The organism is Streptomyces hygroscopicus subsp. hygroscopicus (assembly GCF_001553455.1).
GTDB lineage: Bacteria > Actinomycetota > Actinomycetes > Streptomycetales > Streptomycetaceae > Streptomyces > Streptomyces hygroscopicus.
Genome location: NZ_BBOX01000199.1, coordinates 1 through 19,812 on the forward strand (window position 1 = coordinate 1; position 19,812 = coordinate 19,812).

Sequence of the window (19,812 nt, forward strand, 5' to 3'; positions counted from 1 at the left end):
CGGGGAGCGCCGGGGGCGCCCGGCGGCCCGGTCGCCCGGCCGGGCCGCCTCATGTCTCAGGAGTCGGCCGGCTCGGGGACCCGCATGGCCAGGATCGCCATGTCGTCGGACGGCGGGTCCGCCGCGAAGCGCTCGACCGCCCGCAGCACCCGGGAGGCCACCGCGCCCGCCGTAAGGCCGGTGCAGGAGGTGAGGACATCGATGAGGCCGTCGTCGCCGAGCATCCTGGTGCCCTCACGCCGCTCCGTCACGCCGTCCGTGACGCACAGCAGCACATCGCCCGGGTCGAGCGTCACCGTCTGCTCGTACAGCTCCAGGTCGTCCATGACACCGAGCAGCGGCTGGGGCTCGGCCGCGGCCTCCACGCTGCCGTCCTGGCGCAGTCGCAGCGGCAGCGGGTGCCCGGCGCAGACCACCTTGAGGACCGCGCTGCCGTCGTGCTGTGGCCACAACTCGCCGTAGAGGAGGGTCAGGAAGCGGCTGCGGGCGCCCTCGTCGAGGATGGCCGCGTTGAGCCGCTCCAGGACCGCCGGGCCGCCGAAGCCCTCGCGGGCGAGCAGCCGCAGGGCGTGCCGGGCGAGCCCGGTGACCGCGGCGGCCTCCGGTCCGGTGCCGCAGACATCGCCGATGGCGAAGCCGTACGCCCCGTCGCGGATCGGGAAGACGTCGTAGAAGTCGCCGCCGACCTCGTTGCCCTCGCCCGCCGCGCGGTAGATGACCTCGACCTCGACTCCGGCGACCTCCGGCAGTTCGGGCGGCAGCAGACTGCGCTGCAGGGACTGGCTGATGGCGGTGCGCTCCGAGTAGAGCCGCGCGTTGTCCAGCGCGAGCGCCGCCCGGCGGGAGAGGTCCTCGGCGAGCTCCAGGTTCTCCTGGCGGAAGTGCTCGTCGGTGGGCTTGCCGAGGACGAGCATGCCGATGACGCGGTTACGGGCCACCAGGGGCAGGACAACCGTCTCCCCGCCGACGGCCGAGGCGGTCGCGAGCGAGGCGCCGGGGCCGGAGGAGGGGCGGGCGGAGTCGCCGAGGCTGAGGCTGCGCAGCGAGGTGCGCAGGGCCGCCGCGTGGGCCGCGTCATAGGGACCGGACCAGCCGCGTGCCCCGCCGGTGGGGACCTGCTCCGGCGGGTCGATCTTCATCAGCAGGGCCTTGAGCCCGTCGATGCGGTCCTCGTCCTCGTGCAGCACATAGGACAGTTCGGGCTCGGACGCCTGGTCGGCGACCGTATAGACGGCGCACCAACTGGCCAGCGTGGGCACCGTCATCTGGGCCATGAGAGCCAGTGTCTGATCGCGGTCCAAAGTGCCCGCGAGGAGGTCGGACGCCTCGACGAGGAAGGACAGCGAGCCGCGGCGCAGCCGCTCCAGTTCGGTGAGACGGGCCCGTTCGACGGCGAGGGCGATGCGGTCGGCGGCGAACTGCAGCCGCAGGGCCTCTTCGTTGCTGTAGCGGCCGGGGGCCTCCGCGGCGACGCCGAGCGAGCCGGTGAGCCGGCCCTCGACCTTCAGCGGGACGGTGACGACGGAGCGCATCCCGGTGTTCACCAGCAGCGGAACGGCGCCGGGCACCGCGGACAGGTCCTCGTGGACGGCGGGCATCCGGGCCGAGCCGTAGCGCCCGGTGCCCGCTTCGACGGGCACGCGGGCGAAGCGCTGGCGGGCGGAGGGCAGGCCGGTGGAGGCGCGGACCTCCAGTTCGGTCTCGTCGTCGGTGGCGAGCAGCAGATAGGCGGCGTCGCCGTCGAGCATGTCGCGGGCCCGCTCCACGGTGCGCTGGAGCAGGCCGTCGAGGTCGTCGGGGGCGGGGGAGCCGATGAAGACCTCGAAGGCGTCGGTGGCCGGACCGCGCTCCACCGTGTCGGCGGTGTCGCCCGCCGCACCGCGCATCGGGCTCTGCAGCACGGCCCGCTCGCGGTCGCGCACCAGCAGACAGACGGTGGACGGTTCGCCCTCGGCGTCGCGGATGCGCAGATGGGAGGCGTAGACGGGGGAGACCCGGCCGTCGGCGCCGCGGATGCCGTAGGAGCCCTCCCAGCGGGAGAGCAGGAGCGCCTCGGCGACGCCGGTGCCGGTGCCGGGGGTGTGCGGCCAGGCCGCGAGGTCGGTCAGCGGTTTGCCGATGACCTGCTCCGGGTGGTAACCGAACAGCTCCTGTGCGTCGTCGTTCCAGGCGCTGATCAGGCCGGTGCTGTCGACCTGGACGACCCCGACCCGGACCCGGGACTCGGCGACGGGCAGGGCGCTGGAGGGCAGGGCGGGCCCGGCGGCCCGGGTGCCCGCGGGGCGGTCGGGGAAGTCGAGCTGGAACCAGACGTGCTTGTGGGTCGCGGTGTACTCGACGCCCCAGCGGGTGGCGAGCGCGGCGCACAGCAGCAGGCCGCGGCCGCCCTCGCGGTCGGGGTGCCCGAAGTGGTGGCCGCCGTTGCTCTGCAGCGGGACCTCGCGCTCGGGGTAGCGGTCGGAGACCTCGACGCGTACGCCGGTGTCGGCGCGGATGCAGATCACATCGGCGGTGGTGCCGGCGTGCACCACCGCGTTGGTGACGAGTTCGCTGGTGAGGACGACGGCGTCGTCCACGATGTCGGTGAGGCCCCACCCCTGGAGGGTGTCCCGGACAAAGGTGCGGGCGGCGGCGACCGAGCGTCCCACCGGCTCGAAGGTGGCGGCTGCCCGCGCGGTGATCACAGGTCTCCTCATATGTGTTTCGGCGAACTGCTCACCCATGTCGCAGCGCCCCTCCGATGCCCTGGCCGGATGCCAGGTTACTTACCACCGGCGCCCTCGCGAATCCTGGTCGGCTCCGATTCCCCCCAGAGTGGGCTGTCGGCGGTGTGCGATGCTGCCGAACTGTTATGGCCTGGTTGGGCCATGGTGAAACACTGGGCAAGCTGGAAGAAGAACCCGACGAGGACGGTCAACCCTGCGGGAGGGACACGGTGGAGTCTGGCGCAGCGGCGCGGGGCACGAATACGCGCGCGAAAGGCGGACGGTCCCGGAGCAATGGGACGATCGAAGTGGAGACGGCGGCCCTGAACCGGCTGCTGACCGCGATGACGGCCATGCGGGACGGGAACTTCCGTAAGCGGCTGACGGTCTCGGGCGAGGGTGTCATGTCCGAGATCGCCGCGGTCTTCAACGAGGTCGCGGACCGTAATCTGCAGCTCACCGGCGAGCTGACCCGGGTGCGGCGGGTGGTCGGCCGGGAGGGCAAGCTCACCGAGCGGCTGGAGACCGGCGCCTGCGAGGGGCAGTGGGCCGCGGCCATCGACGCGTCCAACGCGCTGGTGGACGATCTTGTCCGGCCGGTGTCCGAGGTGGGCCGGGTGCTGTCGGCGGTCGCCGAGGGCGACCTGGAGCAGCGCATGGACCTGCGGGCGCAGGGCGCCGACGGGTCGGCGCATCCGCTGCGCGGGGAGTTCCTGAAGGTGGGGCGCACCGTCAACGGGCTGGTGGATCAGCTCTCGGCGTTCACCGACGAGGTGACGCGGGTCGCGAGCGAGGTCGGCACCGAGGGCAAGCTGGGCGGCCAGGCCCGGGTGCGCGGTATGTCGGGCTCGTGGAAGGACCTGACGGAGTCGGTCAACACGATGGCGTCCCGGCTCACCGCGCAGGTGCGTGACATCGCTCTGGTGACGACGGCGGTGGCGAAGGGTGATCTGTCCCGGAAGGTCACGGTTCATGTGTCCGGGGAGATGCTCGAGCTGAAGGAAACCGTCAACACGATGGTGGACCAGCTCTCCTCGTTCGCCTCCGAGGTGACCCGAGTCGCCCGTGAGGTGGGCACCGAGGGCGAGCTCGGCGGCCAGGCGAAGGTGCCCGGGGTCGCGGGCGTCTGGAAGGACCTGACCGACTCCGTCAATCTGATGGCCGGGAACCTGACCGCGCAGGTGCGCGGCATCGCCCAGGTCACCACGGCGGTCGCCAACGGCGATCTGTCGCAGAAGGTGACGGTGAGCGCACGCGGCGAGGTCGCGCAGCTGGCCGACACGATCAACACCATGACCGAGACGCTGCGCACCTTCGCGGACGAGGTGACGCGGGTGGCCAGTGAGGTCGGCGCCGAGGGGCTGCTGGGCGGTCAGGCGCAGGTGCCGGGTGCGGCGGGGACGTGGAAGGACCTCACCGATTCGGTGAACACCGCGTTCCGGAACCTCACCGCTCAGGTGCGGGACATCGCCCAGGTGACGACGGCGGTGGCGAACGGCGATCTGTCGCAGAAGGTCACCGTGGACGTGGCCGGCGAGATGCTGGAGCTGAAGAACACCGTCAACACGATGGTGGACCAGCTGCAGTCCTTCGGCGCCGAGGTGACGCGGGTCGCCCGTGAGATCGGCGTCGAGGGGGAGCTGGGCGGTCAGGCGCAGGTGCCGGGTGCGGCGGGGACGTGGAAGGACCTCACCGATTCGGTGAACACCGCGTTCCGGAACCTCACCGGACAGGTGCGCAACATCGCCCAGGTGACCACGGCGGTGGCGAACGGCGATCTGTCGCAGAAGGTCACCGTCGACGTCTCCGGCGAGATGCTCAAGCTGAAGAACACCGTGAACACCATGGTGGACCAGCTGTCCTCGTTCGCCGACCAGGTCACCAGGATGGCGCGGGACGTGGGCACCGAGGGCCGGCTGGGTGGCCAGGCCCGGGTGGACGGGGTCAGCGGCGTCTGGAAGGACCTGACCGACTCCGTCAACTCCATGGCGGGGAACCTGACCGCTCAGGTGCGCGGTATCGCCCAGGTGACGACGGCGGTGGCCCGCGGCGATCTGTCCCAGAAGATCGAGGTGGATGCGCGCGGGGAGATCCTGGAGCTGAAGAACACCATCAACACGATGGTCGACCAGCTCTCCGACTTCGCCGAGCAGGTGACCCGGGTCGCCCGCGAGGTGGGCACGGACGGCCGGCTGGGCGGTCAGGCGCAGGTACCCGGTGTGGCCGGTGTATGGCGCGACCTGACCGACTCGGTGAACGGCATGGCGGGCAATCTGACCGCCCAGGTGCGGAACATCGCGCAGGTCGCCACGGCGGTCGCCCGCGGTGATCTCTCGCAGAAGATCGACGTGGACGCACGCGGCGAGATCCTGGAGCTGAAGAACACCCTGAACACCATGGTCGACCAGCTGTCGTCCTTCGCGGAGGAGGTGACCCGGGTCGCCCGCGAGGTGGGCACCGAGGGCCAGCTGGGCGGTCAGGCCGAGGTGCAGGGCGTCTCCGGGACGTGGAAGGACCTCACGCAGTCCGTCAACAGCATGGCCAACAACCTGACGTCTCAGGTGCGTTCCATCGCGGAGGTGACGACGGCGGTCGCCAAGGGCGATCTGTCGAAGAAGATCACCGTCGATGCCAAGGGCGAGATCCTGGAACTGGTCACCACCGTGAACACGATGGTGGACCAGCTGTCGTCGTTCGCCGAGCAGGTGACCCGGGTGGCCCGCGAGGTGGGTACGGAAGGGCAGCTGGGCGGTCAGGCGCGGGTTCCGGGCGTGACCGGTATCTGGAAGGACCTGAGCAACAACGTCAACCTGATGGCCAACAACCTGACCATTCAGGTGCGGAACATCTCGCAGGTCTCGGCCGCGGTCGCCAACGGCGATCTGACGAAGAAGGTCACGGTCGAGGCGCGCGGCGAGGTCGCGGCGCTGGCCGACACGGTCAACACGATGGTGACGACGCTGTCGTCGTTCGCCGACGAGGTCACCCGGGTGGCGCGTGAGGTGGGCACGGACGGCATCCTGGGCGGCCAGGCCCGGGTGCCCGGGGTCTCGGGGACGTGGAAGGACCTCACCGAGTCCGTGAACTCGATGGCGTCCAACCTGACCGGACAGGTCCGCAATATCGCGATGGTCACCACGGCGATCGCCCAGGGCGATCTGACCAAGAAGATCGACATCGAGGCGCGCGGCGAGATCCTCGAGCTGAAGACGACCATCAACACGATGGTGGACCAGCTGTCGTCGTTCGCCGACCAGGTGACCCGGGTGGCCCGTGAGGTGGGCACCGAGGGGCAGCTGGGCGGTCAGGCCCGGGTCCGGGACGTGGCCGGCACCTGGAAGGACCTGACCGAGTCGGTGAACGAGATGGCCGGCAACCTGACCCGTCAGGTGCGCGCCATCGCCGAGGTCGCCACGGCGGTGACCCGGGGTGATCTCAACCTCAAGATCGATGTGGATGCCTCCGGTGAGATCCAGGTCCTCCAGGACCACATCAACACCATGATCGCCAACCTGCGCGAGACCACGCTCGCCAACAAGGAGCAGGACTGGCTCAAGGGCAACCTCGCCCGGATCTCCGGTCTCATGCAGGGCCGGCGCGACCTGGAGGACGTCGCCCGGCTGATCATGAGCGAGCTGACCCCGGTGGTCTCCGCCCAGCACGGCGCGTTCTTCCTGGCCGTACCCGCGGGCGAGGGCACCGAGGTGGTCGCGGACAGCACCTCCGGCGACGACTACGAGCTGCGTCTGATCGGTTCCTACGGCTACTCCCACGGCTCGATGCCCACGCGCTTCAAGCCCGGGGAGACGCTGATCGGCACGGTCGCCGAGGAGAAGCGCCCGATCCTGGTGGAGCAGGTGCCACCGGGCTACCTCAAGATCGCGTCGGGGCTCGGCGAGGCGCCCCCGGCCCATGTGATCGTCCTGCCGGTGCTCTTCGAGGGGAAGCTGCTGGGCGTGATCGAGCTGGCCTCGTTCCAGCCCTTCGCCCAGATCCAGAAGGACTTCCTCAACCAGATCGCCGAGATGATCGGCACCAGCGTCAACACCATCAGCGTCAACACCAGGACCGAGGTGCTGCTGAAGCAGTCGCAGGAGCTGACCGAGCAGCTGCGGGAGCGGTCGGCCGAGCTGGAGAACCGGCAGAAGGCGCTCCAGGCGTCCAACGCGGAGCTGGAGGAGAAGTCGGAGCGGCTGGCCCGTCAGAACCGCGACATCGAGGTCAAGAACACCGAGATCGAGGAAGCCCGGCAGGTGCTGGAGGAGCGCGCCGAGCAGCTCGCGGTCTCGATGCGCTACAAGAGCGAGTTCCTGGCGAACATGTCGCATGAGCTGCGCACACCGCTCAACTCGCTGCTGATCCTGGCCAAGCTGCTCGCCGACAACGCCGACGGCAACCTCTCGCCGAAGCAGGTGGAGTTCGCCGAGACGATCCACGGCGCGGGCTCGGACCTGTTGCAGCTGATCAACGACATCCTGGACCTGTCGAAGGTCGAGGCGGGCAAGATGGACGTCAGCCCGACCCGTATCGCCCTGGTCCAGCTCGTCGACTACGTGGAGGCCACCTTCCGGCCGCTGACCGCCGAGAAGGGCCTGGACTTCTCCGTACGGGTGTCGCCGGAGCTGCCGGCGACGCTGCACACCGACGAGCAGCGGCTGCTGCAGGTGCTGCGCAACCTGCTGTCCAACGCGGTGAAGTTCACCGACAGCGGTGCCGTGGAGCTGGTCATCAGGCCGGCCGGCGCGGATGTGCCGCACGGCATCCGGGAACAGCTGCTGGAGCACGGCGCCCTGCGCGACGCGGACGCCGACATGATCGCCTTCTCGGTCACCGACACCGGCATCGGCATCGCGGCGAGCAAGATGCGGGTGATCTTCGAGGCGTTCAAGCAGGCCGACGGCACCACCAGCCGGAAGTACGGCGGCACCGGACTGGGCCTGTCCATCAGCCGGGAGATCGCCCGGCTGCTGGGCGGCGAGATCCACGCGGCCAGCGAACCGGGCCGCGGCTCGACCTTCACGCTGTACCTGCCGCTGCACCCCAGCGAACTGCCGCCCCAGGGGTACCCGCAGCTCGCCCCGAGCAGCTCGGCGTCCGGTCCGCTGGCGCTCGAGGCGCTCCCCGGCGGCGCGGAGGGGACCGCGGAGGACGGGGCGGCGGCGGAGCAGGAGGCCCCGCAGGACGGCTCCGGCGCCTCCCAGGCGCCGCGCGCCCGCGGCGGCTCCGGGCTGTTCCGGCGGCGTCAGCGGGCCGAGCAGGAGGCGGCGCGGGCCGACGGGCAGCAGCTGCCGCAGCAGCCGGAGGCGGAGCCGGGCCCCCGGGCGGCGGACCGCCCGGGACGGCAGGCACAGGCGCCCGAGCCGTGGCTGCTGGGCGGCCAGGACCTGGTGGCCCCGGAGCCGGCGGGCGGCTTCCACGGCGAGAAGGTGCTGATCGTCGACGACGACATCCGCAATGTCTTCGCGCTGACCAGCGTGCTGGAGCAGCACGGGCTGCAGGTGCTGTACGCGGAGAACGGCCGGGAGGGCATCGAGGTCCTGGAGCAGCACGACGACGTCGTGCTCGTCCTGATGGACATCATGATGCCGGAGATGGACGGTTACGCCACGACGGCCGCGATCCGCCGGATGCCCCAGTTCGCCGGGCTGCCGATCATCGCCCTCACCGCGAAGGCGATGAAGGGCGACCGGGAGAAGAGCATCGAAGCGGGCGCGTCGGACTACGTCACCAAGCCGGTCGACACCGATCATCTCCTTACGGTGATGGAGCATTGGATGTCGGCGGAGTGACCCGCGGTACACCCGGCGCGGCCGTGGTGTTGACTGTGTGTCGCCGAACACGTGTGGGAACGCGGTGTGCGGGGAACCTTCTGGTCTCCCGCCACGTTTCTGCTACGTGCACAGTGACATCGCGGTGACAGGGTGTGGCGAGCAGCGGGGTGCGGCTACCATGACCGGCACAAGGACGGGCGGCGCAAGGGAGTCGCCCCCTGGGGCGGCGCCCGGTGCTTCCCCCGGCTCTTCGAGCTGGGGAGACCCCAAGCCGGGACGAGGAGGACGGGGCATGGTGCAGAAGGCCAAGATCCTCCTGGTCGATGACCGGCCGGAGAATCTGCTGGCGCTGGAGGCCATTCTCTCCGCGCTCGATCAGACCCTGGTGCGGGCATCGTCAGGGGAGGAAGCGCTCAAGGCGCTGCTGACGGACGACTTCGCGGTGATTCTGCTGGACGTCCAGATGCCGGGCATGGACGGATTCGAGACCGCGGCGCACATCAAGCGCCGGGAGCGGACCCGCGACATCCCGATCATCTTCCTCACGGCGATCAACCATGGCCCGCACCACACCTTCCGGGGCTACGCGGCCGGCGCGGTGGACTACATCTCCAAGCCGTTCGATCCCTGGGTGCTGAGAGCCAAGGTCTCGGTCTTCGTGGATCTGTACATGAAGAACTGCCAGCTGCGGGAGCAGGCGTCACTGCTGCGGCTGCAGTTGGAGGGCGGTCAGCCCGCCACCGGGGACGCCAAGGAGTCTGCCGGGCTGCTCGCCGAGCTCTCGGCGCGGCTCGCCGCCGTCGAGGAGCAGGCCGAGGCGCTCTCCAAACAGCTGGACGAGTCGGCCGACGCCGCCGCCGTGGCCACCGCGGCCCATCTGGAGCGCAAGCTGACCGGTCTGCGGCGGGCGCTGGACGCGCTGGAGCCGGGCGCGGGCAGCGGGGCCGGCCAGGTTCCCTCGCAGAACTGAGCGGTCACCCCACCGTCACCGTCGGCCGGTCATCCCCGACCGGCCCCCCGCGCTTTGACGGGGTGTCACCGCCGTACCCCACCCTTCTCGCCGGGTGCGGCACGGGTGCGCCCTCGGTGGTGCCTGACCGGGTGTGATGCCGGCGGCCCTGGGAGGCGTGGGACCAGTGGTGCCCGATACTCCTGCCATTACCCCTGCCATACGTGCTCCGTACGGCGGACGCGGGTAACCTCGCCTCCATGGCCTCTCGTACGTCCGGCAAGGGTTCCCAGAGCACGGCGGGCCCCTCGAAGAAGCGCGCCGGGCAGTCCGGAGGCGCGGTGAGGAAGGCGCCCGCGAAGAAGGCGCCCGCGAAGAAGGCGGCGGCCAAGAAGGCGCCCGCCAAGAAGCCCGCCGCGCCCGCGAGGAAGGCGGCGCCGAAGAAGGCGTCGGCCAAGGCGGCGCCCCCTCCCGCGCCGAACCCCACCAGCGGGGTGTACCGCGCCGTGCGCGCCGTGTGGATGGGGACGGCGCGTGCCGTCGCGGCGATGTTCCGCGGCATAGGACGCGGCGCCAAGGGACTCGACCCGGCGCACCGCAAGGACGGCAGCGCCCTGCTGCTGCTCGCCCTCGCCCTGATCATCGCCGCGGGCACCTGGTCCAATCTGGAAGGGCCGGTCGGCAGCCTGGTCGAGATGCTGGTCACCGGCGCCTTCGGCCGCCTCGACCTGGTGGTGCCGATACTGCTGGGCACCATCGCCGCCCGCCTGATCCTCCACCCGGAGCGGCCGGAGGCCAACGGGCGGATCGTCATCGGCCTCTCGGCGCTCGTCGTCGGCGTCCTGGGACAGGTGCACATCGCCTGCGGCGCCCCGGGGCGCGGCGAGGGCACCGAGGCGATACAGGACGCCGGCGGCCTGATCGGCTGGGCCATCTCCCGGCCGCTCATCTACCTGATGGGCGATGTGCTGGCCGTACCGCTGCTGATGCTGCTCACCGTCTTCGGGCTGCTGGTGGTCACCGCGACGCCGGTCGCGGCCATTCCGCAGCGGCTGCGGCAACTCGGTGTCCGGCTCGGCCTGGTGCGGGACGACGAGGACGGGTACGCGTCGGAGGCCGGGTACGACGCGGCGGAGTACGCCGAGGAATGGCGCGAGACGCCCGCCAGGCGGCCGCGCAGAACCTCGCTCGCCAAAGAGGACCCGGACGGTGCGGGCGGTCCGGAGCGGGCCGAGGAGGAGGCGCTGCGCAAGCGCCGTCGTCCGCGCCGCTCGTCGTCCGCGCAACCGCCGGTCGACCGGCCCATGGACGCCGTGGACGTCGCGGCCGCGGCCGCCGCCGCGCTGGACGGGGCGGTGCTGCACGGGGTGCAGCCCTCGCCGCTCGTCGCCGGGCTCAGCAGCGAGATCTCCGGCGGGCGCGAGGACGGGGCCACCGCGGGCGGCGGGGTGCCGGGCGCCCGCGACGCCGGTAAGGAGCCCGGGAAGGCCGCCGGGAAGAGCGGCGCCAAGGGCAAGGCGGCGGTCGGCACGAGCCGTGCGGACGGAGCCGGTGAGGTGGATCCGCACCGGGTCCCCGACCTCACCCGGCCCGTGGCCGAGGCGAGCGAGCCACTGCCGCCGCGCGCCGAGCAGCTGCAGATCTCCGGGGACATCACCTACGCCCTGCCCTCGCTCGACCTGCTGGAGCGGGGCGGCCCGGGCAAGACGCGCAGCGCGGCCAACGACGCGGTCGTGGACTCACTGACGAAGGTGTTCACGGAGTTCAAGGTGGACGCCGCCGTCACCGGCTTCACCCGCGGCCCGACGGTCACCCGCTACGTGGTGGAACTGGGCCCGGCCGTCAAGGTCGAGCGGATCACCGCACTGACCAAGAACATCGCCTACGCGGTCGCCAGCCCCGATGTTCGTATTATCAGCCCGATCCCCGGCAAGTCGGCCGTCGGCATCGAAATCCCCAACAGCGACCGCGAGATGGTCAACCTGGGCGATGTGCTGCGCTCGGCGGACTCCGTCGGCGACGACCATCCGATGCTCGTCGGGCTCGGCAAGGACGTCGAGGGCGGCTATGTGGCGGCCAATCTGGCCACCATGCCGCATGTGCTGGTGGCGGGCGCGACCGGTTCCGGCAAGTCCTCCTGCATCAACTGTCTGATCACGTCGATCATGGTCCGTGCCACTCCGGACGATGTGCGGATGGTGCTGGTCGACCCCAAGCGCGTGGAGCTGACCGCCTACGAGGGCATTCCGCATCTGATCACACCGATCATCACCAACCCCAAGCGCGCCGCCGAGGCGCTCCAATGGGTCGTACGGGAGATGGACCTTCGCTATGACGACCTCGCGGCGTACGGCTTCCGCCATATCGACGACTTCAACGCGGCGGTCCGCAAGGGGAAGGTGAAGCAGCCGGAGGGGAGCGAGCGGGAGCTCAAGCCCTATCCGTACCTGCTGGTGATCGTCGACGAGCTGGCCGATCTGATGATGGTCGCACCGCGGGACGTCGAGGACTCGATCGTGCGGATCACCCAGCTGGCGCGGGCGGCCGGCATCCATCTGGTGCTGGCCACGCAGCGGCCCTCCGTGGACGTCGTGACCGGTCTGATCAAGGCCAATGTGCCCTCTCGACTCGCCTTCGCCACCTCCTCGCTGGCCGACAGCCGCGTCATCCTGGACCAGCCCGGCGCCGAGAAGCTGATCGGCAAGGGCGACGGCCTCTTCCTGCCGATGGGCGCGAACAAACCCGTCCGGATGCAGGGCGCCTATGTCACCGAGACCGAGGTCGAGGCGATCGTCGCGCACTGCAAGGAGCAGATGGCGCCGGTCTTCCGTGACGACGTGACGGTCGGGACGTCGCAGAAGAAGGAGATCGACGAGGAGATCGGCGATGATCTCGATCTGCTGTGCCAGGCCGCTGAGCTGGTGGTCTCCACCCAGTTCGGCTCGACGTCGATGCTGCAGCGCAAGCTGCGGGTGGGTTTCGCCAAGGCGGGGCGGCTGATGGATCTCATGGAGTCGAGGGGCATCGTCGGTCCGAGCGAGGGCTCCAAGGCGCGCGATGTGCTCGTCAAGCCGGACGAATTGGATGGCGTGCTCGACGTGATCCGCGGTAAGGCTCACTCGTAAGGGTTCGGCGGGCAACCGTTTCCCCTACCGAAACGTCAAGTTGAGGGAGGTGGCGGAGTGAGACCCCAGAATCGTGATCGAATGGCAATCCCGATGGCGGACAAACTCCGTCCTCCCGCTTGCCCGACCCTTTCGCCCCACCCCTAGACTGAACCCCCAGCAGGTGGCTCACGCTCGAAAGGCGCCCCCGTGTCCATCGGCAACCTTCCCGAAGACGGCAACTCCCTCGAAGACGACCGGCCTTCCATCGGTCGCGCCCTCCAGCAGGCCCGTATCTCCGCGGGGCTGACCGTCGACGAGGTCAGTTCCTCCACCCGGGTGCGCACCCCCATCGTGCGGGGCATCGAGCAGGACGATTTCTCGCGCTGCGGCGGCGATGTCTACGCCCGGGGACACATCCGTGTGCTCGCACGCGCCGTGGGCCTCGACCCGGAGGCCCTGATCGCGCAGTTCGACGCCGAGCACGGCGGCCGGCCCACGCCGACCGCGCCGGCGCCGCTGTTCGAGGCCGAGCGGATCCGTCCCGAGCCCCGGCGCCCGAACTGGACGGCCGCGATGGTCGCGGCGATCGTCGCCGTCGTCGGATTCGTGGGCTTCACCCTTTTCAGCGGTGGCGGGGAGGAGGACGGCTCGACGGTCGCCGACGAGACCTCCTCACCCAGGCCCAGCGCCTCCGCGCCCACCAACAGCGCCGCTCCCACCAAGCCCGCCGCTCCGAACAAGCCCGACCCGTCCGACAGCGCCATCGCGGGCGTTCCGGCGGACAAGGTCACCGTCAAGCTGACCGCCGAGGGCGGCCAGAGCTGGATCTCCGCCCAGGACCACAACGGGCGGCTGATCGAGGAGGGCGTGCTGCGCGAGGGCGACTCCAAGACCTTCAGCGACAGCCGGCGCATCGACCTGGTGCTCGGCAACGCCGGGGCGATCAAGCTGTTCGTGAACGGCAAGGAAGTGAAGAACGTGGGCACCAACGGGGCCGTTCAGCGGCTCTCCTACACCAAGGGAGACCCCGAGGCGGGCTGAGCCGCCGATGATCGGGAGCCCTGGCAGCGGGGGCTGTCGTGGGGACGAAGTAGTCTGAGCGCATGCCCGAACGCCGCACCGTCGCCCTTGTCACTCTTGGCTGCGCCCGTAACGAGGTGGACTCGGAGGAGCTCGCAGGCCGCTTGGCGGCGGACGGGTGGGAGCTCGTCGAGGAAGCCGCCGACGCGGACGTCGCCGTCGTCAACACCTGTGGCTTCGTGGAGGCCGCCAAGAAGGACTCGGTCGACGCCCTGCTGGAGGCGAACGACCTGAAGGATCACGGCCGCACCCAGGCCGTGGTAGCCGTCGGCTGCATGGCCGAGCGCTACGGCAAGGAGCTCGCGGAGGCGCTGCCCGAGGCCGACGGAGTGCTCGGCTTCGACGACTACGCCGACATCTCCGATCGGCTGCGGACCATCCTCTCCGGCGGCGTCCACGCCTCCCACACCCCCCGCGACCGCCGCAAGCTGCTGCCGATCAGCCCGGCCCGGCGGCAGGACGCCACCTCGGTGGCGCTGCCCGGCCACGCCCAGGACACCGCCCCCGAGGACCTGCCCGCGGGGGTGGCCCCGGCCTCCGGGCCGCGGGCCCCGCTGCGCCGCAGACTGGACAGCAGCCCGGTCGCCTCCGTGAAGCTGGCCTCCGGCTGCGACCGGCGCTGCTCGTTCTGCGCCATCCCGTCCTTCCGCGGCTCCTTCATCTCGCGCCGCCCCTCCGACGTCCTGGGCGAGACCCGCTGGCTGGCCGAGCAGGGGGTGAAGGAGGTCATGCTGGTCTCCGAGAACAACACCTCCTACGGCAAGGACCTCGGGGACATCCGGCTGCTGGAGACGCTGCTGCCGGAGCTGGCCGCGGTGGACGGCATCGAGCGGATCCGGGTCAGCTATCTGCAGCCCGCCGAGATGCGTCCGGGGCTGATCGACGTGCTCACCTCGACCGAGAAGGTCGCGCCGTACTTCGATCTGTCCTTCCAGCACTCGGCGCCCGGGGTGCTGCGCGCCATGCGCCGGTTCGGTGACACCGACCGGTTCCTGGAACTGCTGGAGACGATCAGAGGCAAGGCGCCGCAGGCCGGCGCCCGGTCCAACTTCATCGTCGGCTTCCCCGGCGAGACCGAGGAGGACCTGGCCGAGCTGGAGCGTTTCCTCAGCGAGGCCCGGCTGGACGCGATCGGCGTCTTCGGCTACTCGGACGAGGACGGCACCGAGGCCGCCACATACGAGAACAAGGTCGACCCCGAGGTGGTCGCGGAGCGTCTCGAGCGCGTCTCGCGGCTCGCGGAGGAGCTGACCGCCCAGCGGGCGGAGGAGCGGCTCGGCGAGGTCGTCGAGGTGCTGGTGGAGGAGATCGACGAGACCGGGGCGGTCCTGGGCCGCGGTGCCCACCAGGCGCCGGAGACCGATGGCCAGACGCTGCTGAGCACCGACGGGGAGCCGGAGGTGGGCCGTATGGTCGAAGCGAAGGTGGTCGCGACGGAGGGAGTGGACCTCGTCGCGGAGCCGCTTGAGCGGCGGGGCGGCGGCGCGTCCACCGGGGAGGCGGCCAGATGACCGATGTCCCGGCCTCCGCCGCGGGAGGCCACCACCGCCCGGCGGCCGCCGCGGTCGGGCCCGCCGGACTGTGGAACATCGCCAATATCCTCACCATGGTGCGGCTGCTCCTGGTGCCCGCGTTCGTCCTGCTGATGCTGCACAATGGCGGGTACGACCCGGTGTGGCGCAGCTTCGCCTGGGCGGCGTTCGCCATCGCCATGATCACCGATCTCTTCGACGGTCAGCTGGCCCGGCGGTACAACCTGGTCACCGACTTCGGGAAGATCGCCGATCCGATCGCGGACAAAGCGATCATGGGGGCGGCGCTGATCTGCCTGTCGGCCCTGTCGGACCTGCCCTGGTGGGTGACGGGAGTGATCCTGTTCCGTGAGATCGGAATCACACTGATGCGTTTCTGGGTGATCCGGATCGGGGTCATCCCGGCCAGCCGGGGCGGAAAGCTGAAGACGCTCGCGCAGGGCACCGCCGTCGGGATGTACATCCTGGCGCTGACCGGGCCGCTGGCCACGCTGCGGTTCTGGGTCATGGCCGTGGCCGTGGCGCTGACCGTGGTCACCGGCTTCGACTACGTCCGGCAGGCGATCGTGCTGCGCCGGGCGGGCCGGGCGACGGAGGAGGTCACGAGGTGAGCGGCGGGACGGCGGCCGAGGTGCTGGCGCTTCTGGAGCGGCGCGGACAGACCCTTGCCGTCGCCGAATCGCTCACCGGCGGCCTGGTGGCCGCCGAGCTGACCGCGGTGAACGGTGCCTCCCGCTCCTTCCGCGGCTCGGTGACGGCCTACGCCACCGAGCTCAAGCGGGAGCTGCTGGGCGTGGACGGGGGCCTGCTGGCCGAGCGCGGCGCGGTCGACGCCGAGGTGGCCCGGCAGATGGCCCGGGGCGTACGGCGTGCGCTGGGCGCGGACTGGGGTGTGGCCACCACGGGTGTGGCGGGTCCCACACCGCAGGACGGCCAGCCCGTGGGCACCGTTCATGTGGCCGTCGCGGGGCCCTCGGGCGCGACGGCCTCGGCGGCGCTGCGGCTTGAGGGAGATCGTGCCGGAATTCGTGGAGAGACCGTCCGAGCTGCGGTCAAGCTGCTGTTCAGCGAATTGATCGCGACGACGAGGGCACAGGATACGGAACAACACAGCGGGATTTGATGTTTGCAGCCCTGAGTGAACACGACATCGCTCCCCGCACGGGTACAGCCGGAGGCGGTACGGTGGGGCGTGAAGGATCCGGATCCGAGGTCCGAGGAGGGAGCCAGCGATGATTCTGCTCCGTCGCCTGCTGGGTGACGTGCTGCGCCGGCAGCGCCAGCGCCAGGGCCGTACTCTGCGCGAGGTTTCCTCCTCCGCCCGGGTGTCGCTCGGCTATCTGTCAGAGGTCGAGCGCGGCCAGAAGGAAGCCTCATCCGAGCTGCTGTCGGCCATCTGCGACGCCCTGGAGGTGCGGATGTCGCAGGTCATGCGCGAGGTCAGCGATGAGCTGTCGCTCGCCGAACTGGCCGAGTCGGCCGCGTCCCCGAGCGAGAAGGTGCCCGCGCCGATGCGGCCCGTGCTCAACCCCGTCTCCGTGACGTCCGTGACGGGTGTCCCGGACGAGCGGGTGACCATCAAGCCGCCCAAGGAAGCCGTGGACGTCGTGGCGGCCTGAGAAAGCCCGCGCCCCGGGCCTGGGGTCCGTACGGACGACGAACGGACAGGTCCAGAGTTCTTCGAGGCCCCGGCCGGTAGCCATACCGGCCGGGGCCTCGATGTTTGTCCGGCCGAATTCGGGTCACCCAGCAAGAAGAGAGGTAATCAAGGGGGCCAAAACGGTCGAACAGGAGGAAGTGGATGTCTGTGGTCAGGAGCCCGCTGCCGGAGGAGCACCTCAAGGTCGTCGGTGACGCGCTGCAAGGCGCCCTGGTCGACCTGGTCGATCTCCACCTGGTGGGCAAGCAGATTCACTGGACGGTCGTGGGCCCGCGGTTCCGCACGATTCATCTGCAGCTCGACGAGGTCGTGGCGATGGCCAGGGAGCATGCCGACACGGTGGCGGAGCGGGCCTCGACGCTCGGGTTGCCGCCCGATGGAAGGGCCCAGACGGTGGCCGCGACCAGCGCTCTGGACGCGGTCAAGGACGGCTGGACCGATGACGTGCAGGCCGTACGGACGCTGGTGGACGCGCTCGGAGCGGTGATCGCCCGGATGCGGGAGCGGATCGAGGCGACCGACGAACCGGACCCGGTGACGCAGGACATTCTCATCGAGGTCACCCGTGACCTGGAGAAGCACCACTGGATGTTCCAGGCCGAGAACGGCGGCCAGCGAGGCTGAGGCGGATTCGGGTCCGGGTGGGCCGCGGCCCGGGTGGGTCGCGGCCGGGTGGGCCCCTGGGTGGAGTCGCGCCCGTGGGTGGGTTGCGCCCGTGACCGGGGGCGTTGCACCCGTGGCCGGAGGCGCCCTGGTGGACCGCGGCCCGGTTGTGGGTGGGCGGCCGGAGCGGCCGTCCGGCCACGGTGGGGGCGTGCGCAGGGTGCGCTGGGGGTGTATGGGGGTGCGCTGGGGGTGCGCTTTTTTCCAGCTCTTTGACCGGTGTTCCGGCTCGTCGGCTCGCTCTGGGTGCGCCGCATGGTCCGGCTGGGCAGACTGGGGGGAGCGCGCGTGCCTGACGCGCGCTGGCGTGCCTGCTGTGCGCCCTCCCGCCGTGTGCGAACAGGCGTCTAGCGTCGCCCGAAGGAGGCAGTCATGGCAGCCGTCGGAGGGGCCGACACCCGGGGCCGAAGGCCGGTCCGGTGGGTGGTCGCGCTCGCTCTGGGTGGTGTCTGGTGGTGGTCCGTGCTGCGGCTGGCGGTGCAGCCGGGGGAGGCCGGGCCGGTGGAGGGGGCGTTCGCGGCCGGCGGCTGGGGGCTGAGCCTGCTGCCGGTGCACTGCGGGCCCTCGCCGAGAAGGGGCGGTTCCGCGCCCAGGAGGGGCGGCACCCGAGGCATCCGCGGGGGCGGACCTCCAGGGCAGGGCGGTCCGGGTCAGGACGGCGCGGGCCCCGGCGGCCCCGACTGGCAGTTCGGGCACCAGAAGGTCGAGCGTTCCTGACCGGTGCGGCCCTGGTCGGCGGTGCGCACCGGGGTACCGCAGTGTCGGCACGGCCGCCCCGGCCGCCCGTACACCCACAGCCTGCGGTCGGGGCGCGGCTGGTCCGTGGTCACCCGGGCGCGCCGGTTCCTGTTGGCCTCCAGGAGTCTCTTGGCGTGGGCCACCAGACGCTCCGGAGAGGGCACCTCGCCGATCGGCAGCCAGGGTGAGACGCGCAGCACGAAGCACAGTTCGGACTTGTAGACATTGCCGATCCCGGCGAGGTTCCGCTGGTCCAGCAGCGCTTCGCCCAAGGGCCGGGACGGATCGGCGAGCAGCCGGCGCAGCGCCTCGTCCGGATCCCAGTCGGGGCCGAGGAGGTCGGGGCCGAGATGGCCGACGACCCGGTCCTCGTCGCGGGTGCGGAGCAGTTCGACGACGGGGAGGCGGTAGCCGACGGCGGTGTGGTCGGCGGTGGCGAGGACGGCCCGGATCTGGTGGTGCGGGCCGCCGCGCCATCGCTCACCCGGCCCGTACACCTGCCAGGAGCCGTCCATCCGCAGATGGGAGTGGAGGGTCAGCCCGCCCTCGACACGGGCCAGCAGATGTTTTCCGCGCGGGACGACCTCCAGCACCCGGCGGCCGGTGAGGTCCGCGGTCGCCAGACGGGGGACCCGCAGGTCGCTGCGGATCAGCGGGGGACCCGTCAGGGCCTGGTGAAGGCGCTGTGCGGTCTGCCAGACGGTATCTCCTTCGGGCATGCCCTCCATGATGCCGTGAGGCGTGCGCGGGTGGGAGCGCTCCGCCGGACGGCCGGCGCCACTTTGGGTCAGGAGACCGCGTGCGGTCGGTACGTGGTGCCCGGAGCATGCGCCGGGCAGCGGCGCGGAGGCCACCGGCCCGGCGCCCAGACTCCGTCGGGTCAGCGGCGCGGACGCCGTCGGCCCGGCGCCCAGGCGTCGCCGAGCAGGGGCGCAGACGTCGCCGGTCAGGGGCGCAGGCGCAAGCCCCGTGGTGTCGGATGGAAGCCCGCCGATTCCAGGAGCTTGCCGATGGGGGACGAAAGCGCCTGGAGGCCGTTGACCCGCTCCACGGTGACCGAGCCGAGCGTGCCCGCGCGGGCGGACTCGGCCAGCGCCTCCACCGCCGCCCACAGCCGGGCGTCGTCCTCGGGTGAGGCGGCCTCGGCCTCGCCGGCCGGCCAGGCGAGCAGGGTCTTGCCGCCCCGCTCCATGTAGAGCGTCAGCTCACCGTCGACGAGGACCACCATCGCTCCCGCCTTACGGCCCGGCCGGTGGCTGGCGTCCGCGGGAGGATCGGGCCAGGGGAGAGCGGCGCCGTAGGCATTGGCGGGGTCGGCCGCGGCGAGCACGAAGGCGCCCCGGGTCTGCCCCCGCTGTCCGTCGAAGGCGGGGGCAGCCGCGCGGTCGCGGGCCGTGCTGACCGCGCGCAGCCGGTCCACCGCGCCGTCCATCGCGAACTGCGCGGCGCCGAGGCCCTCGACCACATAGCCGCGGCGGGCCTGGCCGGTCTCCTCGAACGCGGACAGCACCCGGTAGGCGGCGGAGAAGCCGCCCTCGACCCCCTCGGCGGCGACCGCCCCGCGGGTGACCACGCCGTGCCGGTCCAGGAGGGTGCGCGCCAGGGCG

Annotated in this window: 13 protein-coding genes; 10 read left to right on the forward strand and 3 right to left on the reverse strand. The window is 71.2% G+C overall.

Translation table 11 applies throughout. The features are described 5' to 3' along the window. Positions 1–56 precede the first annotated feature (56 nt). Positions 57–2,684, reverse strand: coding sequence for a SpoIIE family protein phosphatase (locus AXW62_RS21135; RefSeq protein ID WP_060945924.1), 2,628 nt, complete (start codon positions 2,682–2,684; stop codon positions 57–59). A 251-nt stretch (positions 2,685–2,935) separates the two neighbouring features. Between AXW62_RS21135 and AXW62_RS21140 the strand changes: the two genes are divergently transcribed. From AXW62_RS21140 to AXW62_RS41225, 10 genes are all read left to right on the forward strand, one after another. Beyond that, positions 2,936–8,494, forward strand: coding sequence for a HAMP domain-containing protein (locus AXW62_RS21140; RefSeq protein WP_079105844.1), 5,559 nt, complete (start codon positions 2,936–2,938; stop codon positions 8,492–8,494). Positions 8,495–8,768: 274 nt separating this feature from the next. Then, positions 8,769–9,446, forward strand: a complete 678-nt coding sequence (locus tag AXW62_RS21145) for a response regulator (protein WP_060945925.1) — start codon at positions 8,769–8,771, stop codon at positions 9,444–9,446. Positions 9,447–9,685: 239 nt separating this feature from the next. After that, entirely contained in the window at positions 9,686–12,550 is a 2,865-nt protein-coding gene (locus tag AXW62_RS21155; protein ID WP_079115719.1) for a DNA translocase FtsK, read from the forward strand. 189 nt (positions 12,551–12,739) lie between these two features. Beyond that, positions 12,740–13,573 (forward strand): helix-turn-helix domain-containing protein, encoded by an 834-nt coding sequence (locus tag AXW62_RS21160; RefSeq protein ID WP_030839335.1) that lies wholly within the window; start codon positions 12,740–12,742, stop codon positions 13,571–13,573. A 62-nt stretch (positions 13,574–13,635) separates the two neighbouring features. Then, the gene (gene rimO, locus AXW62_RS21165; protein ID WP_060945927.1) at positions 13,636–15,123 is read left to right on the forward strand and encodes a 30S ribosomal protein S12 methylthiotransferase RimO; all 1,488 of its coding nucleotides are present in this window, start codon (positions 13,636–13,638) and stop codon (positions 15,121–15,123) included. Then, positions 15,120–15,755, forward strand: coding sequence for a CDP-diacylglycerol--glycerol-3-phosphate 3-phosphatidyltransferase (pgsA, locus tag AXW62_RS21170; protein WP_060945928.1), 636 nt, complete (start codon positions 15,120–15,122; stop codon positions 15,753–15,755). The genes rimO and pgsA overlap by 4 nt, the downstream gene beginning before the upstream one ends. After that, positions 15,752–16,267, forward strand: a complete 516-nt coding sequence (locus tag AXW62_RS21175; protein ID WP_060945929.1) for a CinA family protein — start codon at positions 15,752–15,754, stop codon at positions 16,265–16,267. The genes pgsA and AXW62_RS21175 overlap by 4 nt, the downstream gene beginning before the upstream one ends. Positions 16,268–16,376: 109 nt before the next feature. Further along, positions 16,377–16,763: a helix-turn-helix domain-containing protein gene (locus AXW62_RS21180; RefSeq protein WP_030839347.1), complete on the forward strand. Its 387-nt coding sequence runs from the start codon at positions 16,377–16,379 to the stop codon at positions 16,761–16,763. Positions 16,764–16,945: 182 nt separating this feature from the next. Continuing rightward, positions 16,946–17,428: a Dps family protein gene (locus tag AXW62_RS21185; RefSeq protein WP_030839350.1), complete on the forward strand. Its 483-nt coding sequence runs from the start codon at positions 16,946–16,948 to the stop codon at positions 17,426–17,428. A gap of 411 nt (positions 17,429–17,839) precedes the next feature. After that, a complete protein-coding gene (locus tag AXW62_RS41225) occupies positions 17,840–18,184 on the forward strand; it encodes a hypothetical protein (RefSeq protein ID WP_079115720.1) in 345 nt (114 codons plus the stop codon). On the opposite strand, the gene AXW62_RS21190 is transcribed toward AXW62_RS41225, so the two are convergent. After that, positions 18,118–18,924, reverse strand: coding sequence for a DNA-formamidopyrimidine glycosylase family protein (locus tag AXW62_RS21190; RefSeq protein ID WP_060945932.1), 807 nt, complete (start codon positions 18,922–18,924; stop codon positions 18,118–18,120). The genes AXW62_RS41225 and AXW62_RS21190 overlap by 67 nt on opposite strands. 227 nt (positions 18,925–19,151) lie before the next feature. Then, on the reverse strand, positions 19,152–19,812 hold a 661-nt coding region (locus AXW62_RS21195; protein WP_442267816.1), incomplete at its 5' end, for an Lhr family helicase.

Excerpts from the sequence above, each read along its gene's own strand:
- AXW62_RS21180 (WP_030839347.1), top strand. The coding sequence starts at position 16,377 with ATGATTCTGCTCCGTCGCCTGCTGGGTGACGTGCTGCGCCGGCAGCGC.
- rimO (WP_060945927.1), top strand. The coding sequence starts at position 13,636 with ATGCCCGAACGCCGCACCGTCGCCCTTGTCACTCTTGGCTGCGCCCGT.
- AXW62_RS21145 (WP_060945925.1), top strand. The coding sequence starts at position 8,769 with ATGGTGCAGAAGGCCAAGATCCTCCTGGTCGATGACCGGCCGGAGAAT.
- pgsA (WP_060945928.1), top strand. The coding sequence starts at position 15,120 with ATGACCGATGTCCCGGCCTCCGCCGCGGGAGGCCACCACCGCCCGGCG.
- AXW62_RS21190 (WP_060945932.1), bottom strand. The coding sequence starts at position 18,924 with ATGCCCGAAGGAGATACCGTCTGGCAGACCGCACAGCGCCTTCACCAG.
- AXW62_RS21185 (WP_030839350.1), top strand. The coding sequence starts at position 16,946 with ATGTCTGTGGTCAGGAGCCCGCTGCCGGAGGAGCACCTCAAGGTCGTC.
- AXW62_RS21155 (WP_079115719.1), top strand. The coding sequence starts at position 9,686 with ATGGCCTCTCGTACGTCCGGCAAGGGTTCCCAGAGCACGGCGGGCCCC.
- AXW62_RS41225 (WP_079115720.1), top strand. The coding sequence starts at position 17,840 with ATGGCAGCCGTCGGAGGGGCCGACACCCGGGGCCGAAGGCCGGTCCGG.